This is a genomic window from Chlorobium sp. (assembly GCF_021740465.1).
GTDB lineage: Bacteria > Bacteroidota > Chlorobiia > Chlorobiales > Chlorobiaceae > Chlorobium.
In genome coordinates this window covers 45,975-64,241 of the sequence record NZ_JAIOZR010000006.1, presented here as the reverse complement: position 1 = coordinate 64,241, position 18,267 = coordinate 45,975, and the positions used below count along the sequence as shown (strand labels likewise).

General features: G+C 45.5%; 14 protein-coding genes, 1 pseudogene and 3 CRISPR repeat arrays. Of the genes and pseudogenes, 1 reads left to right on the top strand and 14 read right to left on the bottom strand.

All coding sequences use genetic code 11. The features are described from left to right. Positions 1-9: 9 nt before the first annotated feature. From cmr5 (K9G39_RS04315) to cas2, 14 genes and pseudogenes are all read right to left on the bottom strand, one after another. Entirely contained in the window at positions 10-684 is a 675-nt protein-coding gene (cmr5, locus tag K9G39_RS04315; RefSeq protein WP_292003705.1) for a type III-B CRISPR module-associated protein Cmr5, read from the bottom strand. Further along, positions 681-1,115, bottom strand: a complete 435-nt coding sequence (cmr5, locus tag K9G39_RS04310) for a type III-B CRISPR module-associated protein Cmr5 (protein WP_292003704.1) — start codon at positions 1,113-1,115, stop codon at positions 681-683. The genes cmr5 (K9G39_RS04315) and cmr5 (K9G39_RS04310) overlap by 4 nt, the downstream gene beginning before the upstream one ends. Next, positions 1,072-2,277, bottom strand: a complete 1,206-nt coding sequence (cmr4, locus tag K9G39_RS04305) for a type III-B CRISPR module RAMP protein Cmr4 (protein ID WP_292003703.1) — start codon at positions 2,275-2,277, stop codon at positions 1,072-1,074. The genes cmr5 (K9G39_RS04310) and cmr4 overlap by 44 nt, the downstream gene beginning before the upstream one ends. Next, complete coding sequence (locus K9G39_RS04300; protein ID WP_292003702.1) at positions 2,265-3,845, bottom strand: hypothetical protein; 1,581 nt, start codon at positions 3,843-3,845, stop codon at positions 2,265-2,267. Before K9G39_RS04300 ends, cmr4 begins: the two co-directional genes overlap by 13 nt. Before the next feature lies 1 nt (position 3,846). Further along, positions 3,847-4,914, bottom strand: coding sequence for a type III-B CRISPR module-associated Cmr3 family protein (locus K9G39_RS04295; protein WP_292003701.1), 1,068 nt, complete (start codon positions 4,912-4,914; stop codon positions 3,847-3,849). A 1-nt stretch (position 4,915) separates the two neighbouring features. Further along, positions 4,916-6,739 (bottom strand): type III-B CRISPR-associated protein Cas10/Cmr2, encoded by a 1,824-nt coding sequence (gene cas10, locus K9G39_RS04290; protein WP_292003700.1) that lies wholly within the window; start codon positions 6,737-6,739, stop codon positions 4,916-4,918. A gap of 428 nt (positions 6,740-7,167) precedes the next feature. Beyond that, positions 7,168-7,593 (bottom strand): CRISPR-associated protein Csx15, encoded by a 426-nt coding sequence (gene csx15, locus K9G39_RS04285; protein WP_292003699.1) that lies wholly within the window; start codon positions 7,591-7,593, stop codon positions 7,168-7,170. 50 nt (positions 7,594-7,643) lie between these two features. Further along, positions 7,644-8,489 carry a hypothetical protein gene (locus tag K9G39_RS04280; protein WP_292003698.1) on the bottom strand — a complete coding sequence of 282 codons (846 nt, stop codon included), beginning with the start codon at positions 8,487-8,489 and terminating at the stop codon, positions 7,644-7,646. A 69-nt stretch (positions 8,490-8,558) separates the two neighbouring features. Then, a CRISPR array of direct repeats spans positions 8,559-10,094; the repeat unit is 35 nt; unit sequence GTTTCAATCCTCAGTGAGTGCAATTAGATATAAAG. Between the two features lie 394 nt (positions 10,095-10,488). Then, the gene (locus tag K9G39_RS04275) at positions 10,489-10,815 is read right to left on the bottom strand and encodes a helix-turn-helix transcriptional regulator (RefSeq protein WP_292003697.1); all 327 of its coding nucleotides are present in this window, start codon (positions 10,813-10,815) and stop codon (positions 10,489-10,491) included. After that, positions 10,815-11,135 (bottom strand): type II toxin-antitoxin system RelE/ParE family toxin, encoded by a 321-nt coding sequence (locus tag K9G39_RS04270; RefSeq protein WP_292003696.1) that lies wholly within the window; start codon positions 11,133-11,135, stop codon positions 10,815-10,817. The genes K9G39_RS04275 and K9G39_RS04270 overlap by 1 nt, the downstream gene beginning before the upstream one ends. Positions 11,136-11,230: 95 nt before the next feature. After that, positions 11,231-12,211, bottom strand: coding sequence for a transposase (locus K9G39_RS04265; RefSeq protein ID WP_292003695.1), 981 nt, complete (start codon positions 12,209-12,211; stop codon positions 11,231-11,233). Between the two features lie 151 nt (positions 12,212-12,362). Next, positions 12,363-12,628: direct repeats of the CRISPR family, unit length 37 nt; unit sequence AGTTTCAATCCTCAGTGAGTGCAATTAGATATAAAGA. A 485-nt stretch (positions 12,629-13,113) separates the two neighbouring features. After that, a pseudogene (locus K9G39_RS04260) lies at positions 13,114-13,299 on the bottom strand (hypothetical protein); the annotation flags it as partial. Positions 13,300-13,446: 147 nt separating this feature from the next. Continuing rightward, a CRISPR array of direct repeats spans positions 13,447-14,600; the repeat unit is 35 nt; unit sequence GTTTCAATCCTCTGTGAGTGCAATTAGATATAAAG. Positions 14,601-14,864: 264 nt separating this feature from the next. Next, positions 14,865-17,060, bottom strand: a complete 2,196-nt coding sequence (gene cas1 / locus K9G39_RS04255) for a CRISPR-associated endonuclease Cas1 (protein ID WP_292003694.1) — start codon at positions 17,058-17,060, stop codon at positions 14,865-14,867. 56 nt (positions 17,061-17,116) lie between these two features. Next, on the bottom strand, positions 17,117-17,401 hold the full coding sequence (gene cas2 / locus K9G39_RS04250) for a CRISPR-associated endonuclease Cas2 (RefSeq protein WP_292003693.1): 285 nt from the start codon (positions 17,399-17,401) through the stop codon (positions 17,117-17,119). A 394-nt stretch (positions 17,402-17,795) separates the two neighbouring features. Here cas2 and K9G39_RS04245 point away from each other — a divergent pair, with 394 nt between their 5' ends. Next, on the top strand, positions 17,796-18,215 hold the full coding sequence (locus tag K9G39_RS04245) for a secondary thiamine-phosphate synthase enzyme YjbQ (protein ID WP_292003692.1): 420 nt from the start codon (positions 17,796-17,798) through the stop codon (positions 18,213-18,215). The last annotated feature ends 52 nt before the right edge of the window (positions 18,216-18,267 follow it).

Sequence of the window (18,267 nt, the reverse complement as noted above, 5' to 3'; positions counted from 1 at the left end):
CTATATTTATCAAGAGCTTAATCCCTTTGCAAACCGTTTTAAAAAAGCAAGATATGCAAACACCTCTCGTGTGACATCTCTGTATTGTTCCTGACCCACCTCGATTATTTTTTCTACCAACTCCTCATTATTTTCAAGTTTAATCAATTGTTTTTCATCATGCATGATCCAATCTGAAATATCTTCATATATAAAGGAAAGTGCATTTCTTGTTTTCTGAGTTCTCATATACATAAGTGCAGAACCCAACCCATTATGCCTGATTAGCATCGGAAGAGTGTTTATTTGCTCTGAGTACTTTTCCACACCATCACCGATTCTTTTGCATGCATGCCAATAAGCATACACTTCCCGATCATTAACATTGGGCGCTCTGCACTGCACTGTTTCCTGTCTTGATCTACCCTCATCCTCCTTAAATGCTACATCAGTGGGCATGTGTTGTTCATTCTTTTCTTGTAACTGCTCGGATTTTTTTTTAGGGTATTCTTTCCCGTCAATCAGCAACTTTATCACAGAACCGTGTTCCACAATCACCACACATTCTGTCCCGTGTAGCGATGTATCAGCAAACTCATAGGCAATAAGACTTATTGACTTGCCTCCTTCCATCAAAACACTGGAAAAAAAACGGTGTTCTGATTGAATTTCTTGCTCAATGACAAAAAGAGTAGCTTTTTTCATATATCGTCATCCTCCTCACCTTCGATCATGCCATCCACGAATCTGCGTAGCCATATGAGAAAAGCAAGCAGTTCATTGGTTGAGACTCGGTAGTCTGCTTTTTCCATTGCTATAACCTTAGCGACAAACTCCCCATCTTCAGCATCAACCATATCATTTTCACTGAGCCACTTCTCTAACTGATGATAGAACAAGAAATGCTGGTTCTCCCCTTTCTTCTTTGAAAACACAAATGCAAGAGTAGAACCCAAGCCGTTAGTCTTTATCCTCATAGGGGTTTTTCTCACCAAGCTTTTGTATTTCTTTTCAATATGCTTGTGCGACTCGGTAATCTCCCTCACATACATAAAAGCAGTTTCAGCCCTTTTTATAGCCAGTTCAAGCCTTCTATTCTCCGGCATCTTCTGTCCCTCCATTTTGAAGAACCCCACAATTAGCAGAGAAAACTCTTGTTCTTACCAAGCCCTTCCCAAGCGTCGCATTACCACCAATCTGAATTACTTCAGGCATTGCTGTTCTGAAAAACTCCATGACTTTGCTTTCCTCATCCGTACATCCTTCAAAGCAAGAACTACCATGGATCATGCTGAATATACCTTTCTCGTCCTCCTTTTCTTTAAAAATCGGACTTGCAAGTACAAGAGAATACAGTACACTTTCTGAAGGAAGATACTCTTCTGTGAAAAGCATGCCCTGCTCAACAGTCCCGGTCAAATTGCTGATTTTAGTACGGGTTATGACTTCTGTAGAAAGGTTTACGAAATCAGTAAAGTCCTCATTTTTCAGAACCACAACGTCAGTCATCAGTTTATTTCTCCAGAATGCATAACTGTCTGGTTCACCTTCGCATCTTGGCACAGGAAATAATTGTTCAGCAAGAAATTTCAACAGATACGCCAATTCCGGGTTCTCTTTATGCTCAATTTCAAAAGTATATTCTTCAAGTACAATTTTATTTGAGTCGTTTTTCAAAAACAAGCTGCAACGTCCTGACACATTTTCTGTACACTCCAAAGGAGTTGTTAATGCGTTCACCGCTAACGAATGGATGATTTCTTCACGATCTTTGAATTCCGTAAGCGACATATCGCGGTGAAACTGCTGTAAAACCTTCGGGCAGGTTACCCAGGCAAATACTCCTTTCATGGATTTTACAGGGAAAAGTAGCAGACGCGCATCCGTAAAACCTAACGCCCCCGCATGGCCTTCGCCAGCCGCTTCTTCTGGCCCAAAAATCAGGGAGATTGCCTTCTGATAATTTGTGAGTTTCACTGTTTTATCCTTATTTTTGCGAGGCTGACCCTTTTCATCCAGCCATACCTCATCAAGCAACAGACAAGATTCCTGCAACTTTTTCCCAGAATCATTTTTCATTACAAGCATGTATCTTTTGTCGCCATGAACCAGAACTGGAACAGAAAGATCCTCGAACGCCTGGCGGATAGCCCCTTTCAGGCTGGAGCCTTCAATTTTAGGAAACGACGTATGCCGTTCCCGCTGAATCGGCAAATCTACCACGCCGAGGCTATCACCACTACCGGCATGAAGCGGCGTTTCACATACGAGAAAAAGAGGATTCGCTATTTTATACATTGTTGTAATAAATTACTTTCTATGGGATAGATTTGCTTAATACTTTCATTTATGAATGCATGTGACTTTTTAGCAATTGTAACTGGATTTGAGCCAACGTCAACATAAAAGGCTTTTACTGGAATCTTATACTCCATAAAAAGACTATTGTGTATTTCATCAATGCTATTCTGAAGAGTTCTTTTTTGGTCATCGTTTAATGGAACCGCCGTAAACCCGTAGATATGAAGTTCATCAGGATATCTACCATTACACTCTTTAAGTCTCGCATCAAATTGTTCTCTTATATCCTTAAATGTATCAACTCTACGATCTATAATCTCATCCGTAGCGCACTGATGTTCCAGCACTTGATGTTGTCGCACAAGTTCTCTGCTTATTTTATAGGCATATTTTACTTCTCCAAGAATAAAACTTGAACGATCATCTGTCAGCATTGCAATATCTATCTGATTCCTGAAGTGAATATCTTCATTTATAACCAGTACTTCATTATCTGAAGAATGTGTTACATAGGAATATATTTTTCCCCCTGAGTTGTAAGGAAAATGCATTCTCCAGCCATTAAATATCAACTCCATAAGAGCCGAATTTACTTTAGAGCGATATCCTCCATCAGGAGTGTTCCGATCAACCTCAGCAAAGTCATCAATATCCACCCCCTCATAAAATGCCCTGAGCATTAAACCTATATCTGTAATCTTATTATTGCCTTTGCTGACTAGTTCAAGACCACAACCGCCAGCCCTCCTTAACTCACTCAAAACACACCACTCAAAACTAGATGTATCACATTGTTTTTTTACAGCAGAATCGATCCAATTTTGATCAAGATATGGGGCAACCTCATATATCATACCCCAGTCAAATCCGAAAGGAATCGGATCTATCTTAATTAATTCTTGAGTAATATTATCTTCATCGTCTTGATATTTATAATAAATAGGAAATTCGTATAACTGAGATATAAGAGTCAGAAAAGGTAGAACTCCCTTATATCCACCAGAAGCATTCAGAACTATTCTATGCTTACCACTCTCGCCATCAAACTGGGTTTTCCAAATCCTTCTAATTTCTACAACAAGATTTTTTAACCCTTCTGTCTTGAATCTTTTTGCATTATAAATCGATAAGCCTTTAATCATTTTCCCTTCAAAAACCTCTCCCACTTCATCATCGCCACTTAACACCTTTGTTTTCCCTTGCATAAGCGGACTATAGGCGGCTAAAAGCTCTGCGGCCAAGCGCGACAACACAGTATCCGTGCACAATAAATAAACTTCATAATCAGCCCCACAACCTATTTCCTTAATAATCCTTTCAAGAGTAGCCGTTTCAGCAGAACACTCTGCATTAGAAAAATGCAGCTGAAATCCGATTTTGGCAAAAAAAGCTCTAATTGAAGGAATGTCAAAATCTGTTCCTTCAGCATAACTACCCCCATATATCTCCCATGCATCACCAACTTCTTTTTTCAATGAAGAAAGAATTCCTCGAATACATTCGTCATATTTATTATCTAAATTTGAGAATAACGACAAACCAACCGTTGTAATTATACGCAGCATACTATGCTTCCATTGATAATTTTCCGATATAAGCAATCCCAAAACCTTCTTTTCCTCTTTCTTCTGAAATAGTTTTGCCATGATACTTGCCAATAGCATCAAGCATCTTCCCTTTACAGTAATAAACACTTCCAGCCGGAACCGCATATCGAAGCGGTTTGGGAAATTGCTTCCATTTCCCGTCTTCATACTTTGATTTCAAATTAAACCCACCAACAGGAACTGACCTCCCAACTGCTGCCGCAAGGATCTCGACATTTTCAAGTTTTGGATACCATCCATCTTTAAATATCGCCGGAGTCGCCAGATAAATCTTGAAGAACTCTTCACTTTCTTCGTTAACTTTCGGAAATGCAATACTAATACAACTATCTTTTGAACACGAAACCGATTTACCCTCCCCGCCTAATTTGATCAAGCTTGTCCTCGACAAATCTAGTCCCGAAAACTCGACAACCATCGAAAGCGAAGCATACAATGTGGCTGGACGACTCATATTAGTACGATACAGCTGCCCTGTATCAGCAGAAGAGGAGGTAAATCTGTCCCTGCCTATCCCGACTTTTGCCTCTTTACTGATAAAATCCTTAAGATGATAAGCTCGAATAATTTTTTCGCTTTGCAGATAACTCACCAGCTGCATCCTATCAAGCAACATATTATTAATACCCTCTAACGTTTTTCCTTTAGAAACTCCATCAGGCAGTGATAAAACATATTGGGTTGAGTTGTTCGAAACAGCGCAGTCAAAATCATTTACCTTCTTGCTCTCCAGAAGATGATAACTGTTTTTATCACGCCCATTTTCTTTCACACAATCCAAAGGCATAGGAAAAAGACTGTTTACATCAGACTTAAGGTAAATATTTTTTATCTCAAGCTTCAATGTAGGGTCATCTTTTTCTTGCCCAGCCTTTGCAAATTCATGATTATTAGCCGCGAAATAAGCCGTTCTTAATGCGCCATAAAAAACCGGTGGAAAAGGAGGAAATACTCCTTCCGCCCAAGATTCTTCCCCGATGGAAAAAGGCTTACCATCCCTGAAAAACAGGGTATCGAGAGCACTCAACCTAATTGCTTTGCACATCCTTCAGTTCTCTTTTAATAAAATCGCAAATATGGAGACACGAGAAAAAATTATCCATTTTAGCAGCATTCCTGTACAATCGGTTTATATCTTGAAAAAATATTTCAACATCGGTCTTTCTGGCTTCCCTCTCTTTTTTCCTCGAAGAATTTGCAAGCAATCGCCTCAACTCTATTCCCATTGCCTCTTTCGCATAATAAATCCCGTAGCTATCCAGCAATGGTCTGAACGACCTGTCTATATTTTTAATAAATGTATTAGAGTAACCGTCATCTTCGTCAAGAAGCCTCTTCACAACTGCATTCATTTTGTCGATTATTTGACCACCAACACCAGACTGATACCATTTATAGCGAATTGAAACTTTTTGTCCTGAACCTTTGAGTACCATCAAAGAAAACGCAGCTTTATTCTCGTCAATTTCTTTTGCCTCACGTTCTGCCTGTCGAGCGCACTTCAAAACCACACCCAGAGGTTCTTTATAATGAGCAATAGCGACCCCTGCTGAAAAAGTCAGTTTACTCTCACCATATTTTTCCTCAATCGGCGCTGAAACAATTTTATCGTATTCCTCACGAAGTTCACTCATCACCTTGAAAAGAGCGTTAAGGTTCACAAATCCCAGGAAGTCGTCCCCACCCGCGTAGACCGTTATACCTTTAGATGTATTGACAATCTCTTCTGCTTTGTTGGCAAATACCCCCAAGCGCTTTGCCAAGCTTTTCTGAAAAATTTCCAAATGAGCCTTATCCATAAGAAATTCACCTGACCAGACCTTGCCCATATCATCACCATCAAAGGTAATGAGGGCATAATATTTCTGAAACTTCTGATTGTGCTTTTTAAAAATTGCTTTTACCTTTTCATGCTCTACCTTGGCTTTCTCAAGTATAAATAGATCATAACCATGCTTGATAAAATAGTTTTCGGTCAGATTGTCCTCGTAAAAGAGCTGTTCATCAAACGCTTTTTTATCAAAAATACACTTGAATGCATCGAGCACCTTTTGATCTACGGGATATTGCTCTATTATTGCTAATGGTTGCGATAGAGATATTTTCGCAGTAGAAGGGAAACTTTTTTCTGTTTTGTAAAACCGCTTGACAAGGGATACCGCACTCAGCCCCTCTCCCGGATTTAGAAAATGTTCTTCTTTTGTAATCACCTGCGCTCCATCCTGAATAAATGTTGGCTTTACATTTTTAGCTGTTGAACGGTAAAAAAGAGCATTGCGCTCACCGTCAAGAGCACATTTTCGTGCTGCCAGCTCATTTATTTGTTTGAAATTGCGGGTATTTTTTACTGCTCCAAGCAGTTTTTGTATCTCATCATACTTTTCTTGATAATCATCCTCATGATCAAGTTTTAGCATAACCCAGTAGATTTCCAGAAAATCCTCGATCTGTGTTTTGGTTTCTGTTGGTTTGATCTGTCCAAGTTTTGTGCAATCAATTCGATGTTTTTGAACCTCATCAAAGCCGTTTGTCTCAGGTGCTTGACAAACACCTGCACTTGTGAATGATCGTAGTGCGATAGCTCTCCATTTGGTGCGTGCAGCTTCCTCAACTTCATTTGCAAATTTTTGGGGATCATCGCTAATGATCTTTGCGAGAAACCGGTTTGGCTTCGCCTGTAGGTCAGGATTGGGGATAATGATGTTTTTTTTACCTGCTTTCTCAACTGCTTCATCGATAATATCACCGAGAATAGCACTGCCAGCATAGAGATCGCGGGTTTTGCGGGCCTGGGCAATGAAGCTCTGGACGGGGCCTATAGTGAAAAGAAAAAGGTACTGCTGAGCGGACATAGCTTTCTGAGTTACGGGTTACTCCGAAAAGTCAAATACTGCCGGACAACAAAACGCGGGTAATGTGGGGGGAGGTATACCCTGAATATGCAGGTAGCGGAACTGATAGAAAAGTGCGGAACTGACGTAACAACGGGGCACGGTTCGTAATCAGTGTGTCAGCTTTATTGTACGTAACTTTTCAGTTAAAGGCAAGTGATCTGACGCACCTGAAGACAAAAAAACGTACTCTCATCGTTTTCTGCAGAGTTGCCGAGCTTTATTCATTCGGAAACAATCACCGAAGGGTCGAACTGCTCGATTTCTTCGGGACTGCATGGTATGATCAACCGATCATTGTCGTCATGATCGGAGGCTTGCAAGCGCTCGATGTCCGCCCAGAATATTTTCGTATTGAGGTGATCGAGCTTGTATCGCCCTATAGTGCATCAGCGCTTGTCCCTTGAATTATGGCGAACCTCTCGGAGGTTCATAATTTCGGCCACCTCGTATTTTTCCATCGAAGGCTTCGTTGACGGACACAGCCGCACCACATCAGGAAAATACCCCAACCGTCCGTGCAGTTCAGCCAGTACGACTGACCATATCAGGGAATATCCCGCAGGAACAACCACCAGAGGAGTTGTCTGCCATTCTTCCGGTGTCAGATCGATTTTTTCAAGAGCCTTCGCTATTGAGGGAACAAAATTTTCATCTTCGGGCACATTACCCAAAGAAACATCAAGCACCTCAACCGATTGCCAATGCATCAACTGTTCGATATTCTGCTTCTGTATCGGCAAAACTGGATGCCCTGAAAAATTCAGAACAAGTTGCCGGGAAACCGCTTTTACCTCTCGATTTAAGCTCATCATAAACTCCAGCCCATACCGTTCATCTCATTACATTGATTGAAAGTAGCCGCCTAATCCATGTACCTTACATCGAAAACACGAACATCCTTTGTCTCGGTGCTGATATACTGAAAATTTCTGCCGGTAGCGAGGGTGGCTATGGCTGCTGCAATACTGTTGGTTTTCTGCCCTCCTGTAATGTCAACGAGCATATCGGATTCTTTCACGTTTTCTTTTTCATTGCGCAGAAAAAAGTTTTCAACTGCTTTAAAAACTTCTTCAACATCTTCAAAATTCATCCCGCCCGACTTGATTTCATCAACCTGGATTGCAGGATAAAAAAACTGAACCACCTTGCGGAAATCACCGCTCATCGCCGAGGTTCCATGCGCTCCAGACGAAGTAAACAAAAGAACCTTTTTCAGACGACTCTTATGGTAAGAGATTGCCTTCAAGGGCATCTCCCACTTTTTACCGTCAAAAAATTCAAGAGCAAGTGATTTTTCATTGATTGATTTCGTGATTGCAGCAACTGCATCCTCCTGTTCTTTTGCCGTCGTTGCAACTGGACTGAGGAAAAGCCCAAGCACCTGTACTGGCTGGGGACTGCTCGGATTGACAGCAATAGTCACCTGATACCTCATAGCTTGTAAAATCCTCCATCTGAAAAAAGCTATGATCAGAAAAGATATCAGAATTTTGTATGAACATTCCAGGCAAACGGGCCAGCCACACCCACGCCATTGACAATTGAACAGGTCGGCAATACCATCAGGAATCCATCCGATTGCAAGCAGCAAAAGCGCAGCATACCCGAGGGCATACCAGCTCACATTTCTTTTTCCGAAAAAACTTTCAACTACTCGACCAAGCTCGTACGCCCGTATTCGTTTTTGAAACGGATTATCGTTTGCCATAAGCGATACTTTTTACGAATTCTTACCGGTACTGATTATTAAAAATGTCCATCCACACCCCCATAATCTACCAAAATCCTCAGTGAGTGCAATTAGATATAAAGAAGGGCAAGGCGAACCTGGTGAACTATAACACCCTGCGGTTTCAATCCTCAGTGAGTGCAATTAGATATAAAGTTCCTGCACCTCGAGTGCGGTGGCAATCTGGAAACGACCATGCGTTTCAATCCTCAGTGAGTGCAATTAGATATAAAGGCGGTGAATCCGCTCATTGATCTGATTTTATGACGAGGAGTTTCAATCCTCAGTGAGTGCAATTAGATATAAAGCTGCAGGATTCGTATCCCGAGCTCCTTCAGGCGTTAACCAAACGGGTTTCAATCCTCAGTGAGTGCAATTAGATATAAAGTGGGGAAAAAGCAGGATGACCGGAAGGTTTACCATCTGGCGGTTTCAATCCTCAGTGAGTGCAATTAGATATAAAGCTACAACTTTCCGAGCTGGGTGCCTGTCGTCGGTCTGTCAAGTTTCAATCCTCAGTGAGTGCAATTAGATATAAAGGTATCTCAGCCGGTACAGGTAAAAACTGAGGTCAGCCAGAGTTTCAATCCTCAGTGAGTGCAATTAGATATAAAGAGTGAAGCTGTTAAAAATCAATGGATTTCACCATTTGTTTCAATCCTCAGTGAGTGCAATTAGATATAAAGCGCACTTACTTTTTCGGCTATTGCGTTCGGCGGTCTTCTCCGTTTCAATCCTCAGTGAGTGCAATTAGATATAAAGATCCGGAAGAATTGCCGGTTCTGGGGAAACCGGAAGTATGAGGTTTCAATCCTCAGTGAGTGCAATTAGATATAAAGAAGGGCAAGGCGAACCTGGTGAACTATAACACCCTGCGGTTTCAATCCTCAGTGAGTGCAATTAGATATAAAGATTCGACCTTTGCTTTCCGCTTCCGTTTTTTAATGAAAGTTTCAATCCTCAGTGAGTGCAATTAGATATAAAGAACCCGACTCGATGGAACGATCGGGAACGGGAAAAATGTCCGGTTTCAATCCTCAGTGAGTGCAATTAGATATAAAGTTTCGGCGATGCCGGCACGCAGTTCGAAAATTACGCCGTCGGAGTTTCAATCCTCAGTGAGTGCAATTAGATATAAAGTTGCCGTGATAGTGGCAGCAGGAAATATCTCCACAGTGTGTTTCAATCCTCAGTGAGTGCAATTAGATATAAAGCTTAGCCAGAAGGTAGCTGGCAATTCTGCAGCTACGCAGTTTCAATCCTCAGTGAGTGCAATTAGATATAAAGTAAGGAGGTAGAAATTCTTTCCGAAATCGGGAAAGGCGTGTTTCAATCCTCAGTGAGTGCAATTAGATATAAAGGGATAAGCTTTTTTCGCAGGATGTTTTTGTTCCCCGTTTCAATCCTCAGTGAGTGCAATTAGATATAAAGTTGTGTGGATTTCAGCAAAGAGTACAAATCAGAGCAACACGTTTCAATCCTCAGTGAGTGCAATTAGATATAAAGTTCCATAAATCGGGGTGCTGTCATTTTTTATTAACCGCACAACGTTTCAATCCTCAGTGAGTGCAATTAGATATAAAGAGTGCCTCCGGAAACCCTTGACTGGCAAGGGCTGCCGGGGCCAAAATCGACGCTCATGGAAAAATCAGTGATGTCAAGGGACAATGGCCTGATTTTACTGCTGTACGGCACCTGTATCTTATGCATTTTTATTCAGTTATACAAAATCGACGCTCATTTTTTCGCACAAATCCCGTTAAACCTTTTTATATGTTCCCGAACAAACTCTCGACATACCGACGGAAGTTCAGCGCCCCCAATTCCGGGACGCTCCTTATTACGACAACTTTTCTCGCCCACGAATCAGAATCTGATTGACCGCCGATGCCGATATGCCGTCTTTAGTGCTAATAATAAGGAGCGTCCCGCTATTCCTACAGCACTTCCGAATCTGTGTTTTGAGAATGAAAACCATTCAGGCGTCAGCAGATTTCCGTTTTGGCTCCAACCTGATGACCAAATCACAACCGACGGCTTCAGCGTATTTCCTGAGGGTGGTAATGGACGGGGCATGTTTGCTGCCAGCCTCAAGTCTGGAGATTGCGCTCTTTGTCGTGCCTATTTTATTTGCTACAGCCTCTTGAGTCATTCCGGACTGCTTGCGTGCAGATAGCAATTCCCTGATCAGTGCGTACTTCGGCTCAAGGGCTTCATATTCCTTGCGGAATTCCTCATCTTCAAGATCCTTTCGTATAGCTGCCTCAACGTCATAACGTACCGGCTGATAGTTTAAGTCTTTCATTATTGTACCTCCTGCATTCTTTTTAGGGCAAGCCGCAGCTCTTTTTGCGGCGTTTTTTGGGTCTTTTTGATAAAGCTGTGCAGGATGATGATTTTTTTGCCTTTAACATAGCAGTAAAAGGCTCGACCGATACCATCCCGGCCTTTAGGCCTCATCTCAAATAACCCGCCGCCCATCGCTTTGGTGTGCGGCATCCGAACTTGTGGGCCGTATTCCATTACGAGCAGCGAAATACGCCTGTAATCCGCCTTGATGCTCGCAGGCCACTTTTCGATATCCGTCTCAATAGTTGGGTGAAAATATTCGATTTCGTAATGCATGAACAAAGTTAGCGAATATGGCAACTACTTGAAAGCGTTTTTCGAATAAAAAGTTCAGAAATCACAGCCCTCTCTCAATTCCGGGACGCTCCTTATTACTGCAACTTATTGCGACAACGCAGCAGAATCTGATTGACCGCCGATGCCGATATGCCAAGCAGACGAGCTGCTCCGGCGTACGACATGCCCAACTCCCCGACATACTCCCCTGCAAGCTGTTTGCGTACGGCTGAACACTGGCGAGTCCTGCTGCCTGCCTGCAAGGCCTGTTTCGATACCCCCTTCTCCCTGCAGAGAAGTTCCAGCCGTTCCCTGGCTTCCTGTTCCATTGGCACCGCCGGAAACTGCTCTTTCCGGCCGTCATCTACCTCATCGAGGATCTCCTTCACAAACTCGCCGCTGCCGAGTATCCGCTCATCGCTGAACTGTTTTTCGCCCCGCTTTCTGAGCGATTTCACTTCCGACCATCCTCCTATGGAGCGAATCAATCCTCCTCCGGTAAGTTCCGGCTGTCGCCCGAGACCGCTTTCGGATGCGACAAACTCGCGATATGCCTGACGGGCTGACGAATCTCTCTTGCCGAAGTACTCCAGCACGGCATTCCTGTTCTGCCATTCGTGACGGATACGGTTCAGCACCACCGCGTGACCGCTCCAGCGATACCTCTCCAGCTCTTCGATATTCCCGACCAGTCCCGCCCGTAACGGGTTGAGGTGGATATAGCTGACGAGACGCAGAAAATAGGGTTCTTCCTCGCAGATAATCGACTTGTAGCGGTTCTGGAACAGATGCCCGTGGCGTTTGTGCCTCCGGTTGAAGTAGGATGCATAGCCGGTCAGCAGCTTGCGCATGAAGGTTGACAGGCCTGCTGCTCCGCTCCGGAGCAGCATATGGGCATGGTTGCTCATCAATGCCCAGGCATAGACCGATGTTCCGGTTCCCGTTGCAACCAGCCCCAGTCGGGTAACGAAATACTCCCGGTCTTTGTCATCCTCGACAATGTTCATCCCTTCGATACCACGAACCATCACATGATGCAGCGTTCCCGGCGCATCAAGTCTCGCTCCTCTCGGCATAGCGCCTCGTGTCTAAGGTTATGCTGATTGCCTGCTCCCTCAGCAGCTTTCATACCTTCCGCTTTATAAATACAAATAATAAAGAGCGTCCCCTCATGCTGCGTGAGCATAAAGCTTCTGCGCCTGATGCCGAAAAGAAAACTGCTTGAAAGGTTTCAATCCTCAGTGAGTGCAATTAGATATAAAGGCTGAAATGCAGCAGCTTGTCGGTGAAAAGAGGTACGAAAGTTTCAATCCTCAGTGAGTGCAATTAGATATAAAGAATGGATTTAAATTAAAACCACTATGAAATTAATTAAAGGCGAGTTTCAATCCTCAGTGAGTGCAATTAGATATAAAGATCGGCAAGCAGAACGAACAGGACTTGCTTGATATGCGGGAGTTTCAATCCTCAGTGAGTGCAATTAGATATAAAGAGTGCCTCCGGAAACCCTTGACTGGCAAGGGCTGCCAGCGCAAAATCGAAGGCTCATGGAAAAATCAGCGATATCAACGGACAATGGTCTGATTTTACTACCGAACTTACTCTGTATCTTACGGAAATTACAGACGATATGCAATATCGAAGGCTCAGCATATCACAAAAAAAACCGGTAACATTATATACAACATAGCATTACGGCTAAAAAAACCGGTTTTTCAAAAACCGCATCCGGGAGCCTTCGACAAACCGGCACTTGTTCATATCGGCAGCTTGTAGGGATCGTACTGCATCCTCGTTCCGGCTATCACCTCCTGCATGATCTTTACCTGTTTCTCGATCTGCCGACGGAAGTTCAGGGCCCCCACCCATTCAGGGACGCTCCTTATTAATGTAACTTATTGCGACAACGAAGCAGAATCTGATTGACCGCCGAGACCGATATGCCGTCTTTAGTGCTAATAATAAAGAACGTCCCGCCATTCACATGGTTGCTCATCAATGCCCAGGCATAGACCGATGTGCCGGTTGCCGTTGTAACCAGCCCCAGCCGGGTAACGAAATACTCCCGGTCTTCGTCATCCTCGACGATGTTCATCCCTTCGATACCCCGAACCATCACATGATGCAGCGTTCCCGGCGCATCAAGTCTCGCTCCTCTCGGCATAGCTCCTCCTGTCTAAGGTTATGCTGATTGGCTGCTCCCTCAGCAGCTTTCATCCCTTCCGCTTTATAAATACAAATAATAAAGAGCGTCCCGCCATTCAATATAAAGTATACCCTGATGGCACGGCACGCGCTTTTGTTGAAGCAAGTTTCAATCCTCTGTGAGTGCAATTAGATATAAAGACCTCTTCGCGGTGGACGGGGAGAACTTCATCGTCGTGAGTTTCAATCCTCTGTGAGTGCAATTAGATATAAAGTTCCGCGGGTCAGACGAGCGCGCATGGAAACAACACAGTCTAAAAGGTTTCAATCCTCTGTGAGTGCAATTAGATATAAAGTAGAATCTAGCAAGAATAGCAGACTGAAGTATCATATAAGTTTCAATCCTCTGTGAGTGCAATTAGATATAAAGCATCAAAAAAATGCCGCGGTCCGATATCGCGACGAGTTTCAATCCTCTGTGAGTGCAATTAGATATAAAGAAGATTCTATCCCATGGTATTTACCTTCCTTATTGAGTTTCAATCCTCTGTGAGTGCAATTAGATATAAAGTTCTTCCTCCTTGGTCTCATGATCGTGCTGCTGGGTGCCTGGTTTCAATCCTCTGTGAGTGCAATTAGATATAAAGTGCCGCTCATAGGAGGGGCGGTTATCATGATTACTTTGGTTTCAATCCTCTGTGAGTGCAATTAGATATAAAGTTGCAAAAAAGCCGTCGCAGAAAAGGCGAAGCGGGAGCCTAAAAGTTTCAATCCTCTGTGAGTGCAATTAGATATAAAGGTAAAACTTTTTGTCGTGCCGGTATTATTTGCGGTTAGTTTCAATCCTCTGTGAGTGCAATTAGATATAAAGATATCACGAAGCTATCGGCGAACCAACTCCTGCATATGTTAAAGAGTTTCAATCCTCTGTGAGTGCAATTAGATATAAAGAGCAGCATCATCACAGTAGACAATCTCGCAACAGCAATCAGTTTCAATCCTCTGTGAGTGCAATTAGATATAAAGACTGAGCTGAGCCCTGCCTTAGAAGCTCTCTCCTCCAAGTTTCAATCCTCTGTGAGTGCAATTAGATATAAAGATGGCGCCAACGGCACCGACTAACGAAACGCCGCAAAGGTTTCAATCCTCTGTGAGTGCAATTAGATATAAAGCCGGCCTGCGACAGATGCGGAGGTGGCGGTATTCCAGGTTGTTTCAATCCTCTGTGAGTGCAATTAGATATAAAGATTGTATCCGGCACCGATGCATACGTCGAGGGTGTCATGTTTCAATCCTCTGTGAGTGCAATTAGATATAAAGAGTGCCTCCGGAAACCCTTGACTGGTAAGGGTTTCCAGCGCGAAATCGAAGGCTCATGGAAAAATCAGCGATGTCAAGGGACAATGGTCTGATTTTACTGCTGTACTGCATCTGTATCTTACGGAAATTACAGACGATATGCAATATCGAAGGCTCAGTATATCATCAAAAAACCAGTAACATTATATATAACATAGCATTACAGCTAAAAAAATCGCTTTTTCGAAAACCGCATCCGGGAGCCTTCGACAAACCGGCACTTGTTCATATCGGCAGCTTGTACGGATCGTACTGCATCCTCGTTCCGGCTATCACCTCCTGCATGATCTTCACCTGCTTCTCAATCTGCCGACGGAAGTTCAGCGTCCGGCCGGTGGAGCCGTCCCGCGATTCCTGCCACATGCGCGATTCGAATATTCCGATGTACTTCTTTCGGGCTTCGTTCGAAAGAAAACAGCCCGGCCTGTCCTTGCGGCAGTAGAAATCGCGTTCCTGCAGGAGACCTCGGTTCAGGGTATAGAGCACCAGCGAGTCGATTACCGTGCGGAACTCTTCGACCAGATCGCTGACCAGCGCCGGATTCCCTTTACGTTCGGAGTGCAGAAAGCCGATGTAGGGGTTCATGCCGCTCAGCCTGACCATGGAAAAAACGTTGGTGTGCAGCATCGAGTAGCCGAAACTGAGCAGGCTGTTCACCGGGTCGGTGGGCGGGCGGCGCACCCGCTGAAACGATGCGGTATGAAACGGCAGATCACGGCGGAAGAACAAGCCGTAGCACTCGAAGTAGAGCGCCGAAGCCTTGCCTTCAAGCCCGCGCAATACCTCGATATCCTCGCATGCAGCTGCTTTGACGGCAAGGTCGGCCATAATATCGAGATTCGAAGCCATTCTGGAGTGCGCCGCTCCGTCGCCATCCTGCAAGGCGTTCTTCCGGCGGCGGATCATGGCTCTGCTGTTCGAGATTTTCGCCTCGACGATGGCTTTGGCGGTTTCAAGCGCAAAGGGCTCGTCGATGGAGCGCAGGAACTGGAAGCGCTGCATCTCGGCATTGTCCGCCATGGTGGCTTCGAGCCTGCCGAAATAGCTGCCGTGCTGCGAGAGAAAGGTGACGGGAATCTCGTTCCGCAGGCAGTACTGCATGACCGGCGTGGTGAGGGCGACGTTGCCGAACACCACGACCTGCTCGATGCGGCGCACAATAACCTCGTTGACGACCGCACCCTCCTTTTCGATGCTGAACCGCTCTCCGTCCTTACGCATGATGCTCCCCTGCTCCTGCAGGTAGAGCGTGTTGAGAAAGGGCGAATAGAGCTTTTTGAGGGCCTCCCGCTTCTCTTTCAGCCGCTCCTCGTCCTGACGGGCCACACGATCGAGAAAGTCGTCAACACTCACCTGCTGTTTGTCGAGGCTTTCCAGCAGCTTTGCGCCGAACTCGGTTTGCAGCAGCTCGTTTTTCGACAGCTCGACCGTTTCACCCTGGTCGGTTTGCAGTTCGAACTGTGCGGCATCGTCAGTCATCGAATCGGGATCATCGGGTGCAACATGCAGGCTCTTTTTGCGCAGCCTGAACTTGCCGAGCTTGTCGTACCACTCCTCGGGATGCATTTTGGTTGGGATCACCAGCGAACGGATGAACAGGTAGCCAAGATACTTGAACCCTTCGGAAAAGGTGGTGATGCGGGTTTTCTCGTTGTTGAGTTCGAGCTGCAGCTCCGCAAGAGCGGTTTCGGAAAGCTTCAGGGCCGCCTCGGCTTTCGGACGGGTCTTGCAGAGCACCAGATAGTCATCGGCAAAGCGCACCAGCCTGAACCCCTCCTTTTCCATCTGTTCGTCGAACCGGTCGAGGTAGAGATTGGCCAGCAGCGGCGAAACCGGCGAACCCTGCGGCAACCCCGTCGTGTTTCGGATGCGGGGATTAAAGCCGTCAACAATTTCCGCCGTGAGCCAGCGGTGCAACAGGGCTATCAGTTCCGTGTCGTCAACCAGCTCCGCAAGCCGCTGGAACAGGAGGTCGTGGCGCACGCTATCGAAAAAGTTCCGGATGTCGGCATCGAGCACCCACTGGTACCCTTCGCGGTGCAGCCGTTCGATCTCGCGTGCAGCGCCCTGACGCGATATGCCGGGACGGTAGGCGAAGGTGCAGGAACCAAGTTCGGCTTCGATGATCGGGTTCAGCACGATGGCTGCGGCCGTCTGGGCAACTCGGTCCATCACGCCGGGAATGAGCAGCGTCCGCTCCCTGCCGTCGGGCTTCAGCATCACGAGTTTCAGGAGTGGACCCGGACGGTATGAACCGTCAAGAAGCGACTTCGAAAGCAACCTGAGGTTATCCTCCAGCCTGAGGGAGTAATCCTCGATGGATTTGTTGTCGTACCCCGGACGGCCGTCGTTCGAGGCTACCCTGTACCATGCCTGAAAGATGGTTTCGGGCATCGCCATCTGGTTGTAGAGCCATCCCATAAGCGTAAAGGGTCAACGTTATGAGTGCCGAGGGATACTACCCGGTCATCCCGGCATCAGGAAATGATGAACGGACTGGCGATTTCAAACGAGCGGTTGCCGTCTACATCGACAGTTTCAACACAATTCCGGCAGAGCCGGTAATACCGGATGCTGTCGAGCGGGTGCTTCGCATCCATCAGGCTCTGCAGCCGCTGACGAAGACTCGCATAATCCTCATCCGACAGAAAACATTCAAACACACTGTACTGCACGGATATGCCATACCCTTCGAGAACCTTGTGGATTTTCGTTCTCCTCCGGTCGTTTTCGATATCGTAGGTCACAAGTATGAATTGCATGGGCTGACGGAGTCAGGAATCAGTAGTCTGTAGTCTGTAGTCAGTAGTCAGTAGTCAGTAGTCAGTAGTTAGTAGTTAGTAGTTAGTAGTTAGTAGTTAGTAGTCTGAAAAAAAGAAAACTTTTCTTTACCGGCAGGATAGTTTGAAAAACTCTCTGAAAGAGCTGGAACACGAGTCGTTCATGACCATCAATAGAGGGTCCTTACAGTATTTATACATTTATATCCGAAGAAACAACATGTCCATCCCGCTCGAAACGAGACCGTAGCTCTCTTTCCCGGTCAGGATATACTCTCCCCCTACCCACCCAAAAGTAAATCGGTTTGCGTAACTTTAGGGCACCACTATGTTATGCAAGAGAAAATTTCCATGAACGACGATTCAACACACCGCGATGAAATCATACCACAAGGAACTCTGGATGCAGGTGCCGGCCAGAATGGACTTCGTCAACATTACCGGCGAGGTTGAGAAAGCGCTTCAGGAGAGCGGCATCCAGGAGGGGCTCTGCCTGGTCAACGCCATGCATATCACGGCTTCGGTGTTCATCAACGACAACGAGCCGGGGCTGCATCAGGATTACAAGCGGTGGCTCGAGGAGCTGGCCCCGCACGAGCCGATCAGCCGGTACCGCCACAACATGACCGGCGAGGACAACGGCGACGCACACCACAAGCGGCAGATCATGGGCCGCGAGGTTGTCATTGCCGTCACGAAGGGCAAACTGCATTTCGGGGCCTGGGAGCAGATATTCTACGGCGAGTTCGACGGGATGCGAAAGAAGCGGGTGCTGGTGAAGATTATCGGCGAATAGGGTAAAACAAGCGAGGGCCTGCAGATGCAGGCCCTCGCTTGTAGTATTGAAC

What these genes read in the sequence shown, in the direction of transcription:
- cmr5 (WP_292003705.1), bottom strand. Translation starts at nt 684, where the DNA reads ATGAAAAAAGCTACTCTTTTTGTCATTGAGCAAGAAATTCAATCAGAA.
- cmr4 (WP_292003703.1), bottom strand. Translation starts at nt 2,277, where the DNA reads ATGTATAAAATAGCGAATCCTCTTTTTCTCGTATGTGAAACGCCGCTT.
- K9G39_RS04300 (WP_292003702.1), bottom strand. Translation starts at nt 3,845, where the DNA reads ATGCTGCGTATAATTACAACGGTTGGTTTGTCGTTATTCTCAAATTTA.
- cas10 (WP_292003700.1), bottom strand. Translation starts at nt 6,739, where the DNA reads ATGTCCGCTCAGCAGTACCTTTTTCTTTTCACTATAGGCCCCGTCCAG.
- csx15 (WP_292003699.1), bottom strand. Translation starts at nt 7,593, where the DNA reads ATGATGAGCTTAAATCGAGAGGTAAAAGCGGTTTCCCGGCAACTTGTT.
- K9G39_RS04280 (WP_292003698.1), bottom strand. Translation starts at nt 8,489, where the DNA reads ATGGCAAACGATAATCCGTTTCAAAAACGAATACGGGCGTACGAGCTT.
- K9G39_RS04275 (WP_292003697.1), bottom strand. Translation starts at nt 10,815, where the DNA reads ATGAAAGACTTAAACTATCAGCCGGTACGTTATGACGTTGAGGCAGCT.
- K9G39_RS04270 (WP_292003696.1), bottom strand. Translation starts at nt 11,135, where the DNA reads ATGCATTACGAAATCGAATATTTTCACCCAACTATTGAGACGGATATC.
- K9G39_RS04265 (WP_292003695.1), bottom strand. Translation starts at nt 12,211, where the DNA reads ATGCCGAGAGGAGCGAGACTTGATGCGCCGGGAACGCTGCATCATGTG.
- cas1 (WP_292003694.1), bottom strand. Translation starts at nt 17,060, where the DNA reads ATGGGATGGCTCTACAACCAGATGGCGATGCCCGAAACCATCTTTCAG.
- cas2 (WP_292003693.1), bottom strand. Translation starts at nt 17,401, where the DNA reads ATGCAATTCATACTTGTGACCTACGATATCGAAAACGACCGGAGGAGA.
- K9G39_RS04245 (WP_292003692.1), top strand. Translation starts at nt 17,796, where the DNA reads ATGAAATCATACCACAAGGAACTCTGGATGCAGGTGCCGGCCAGAATG.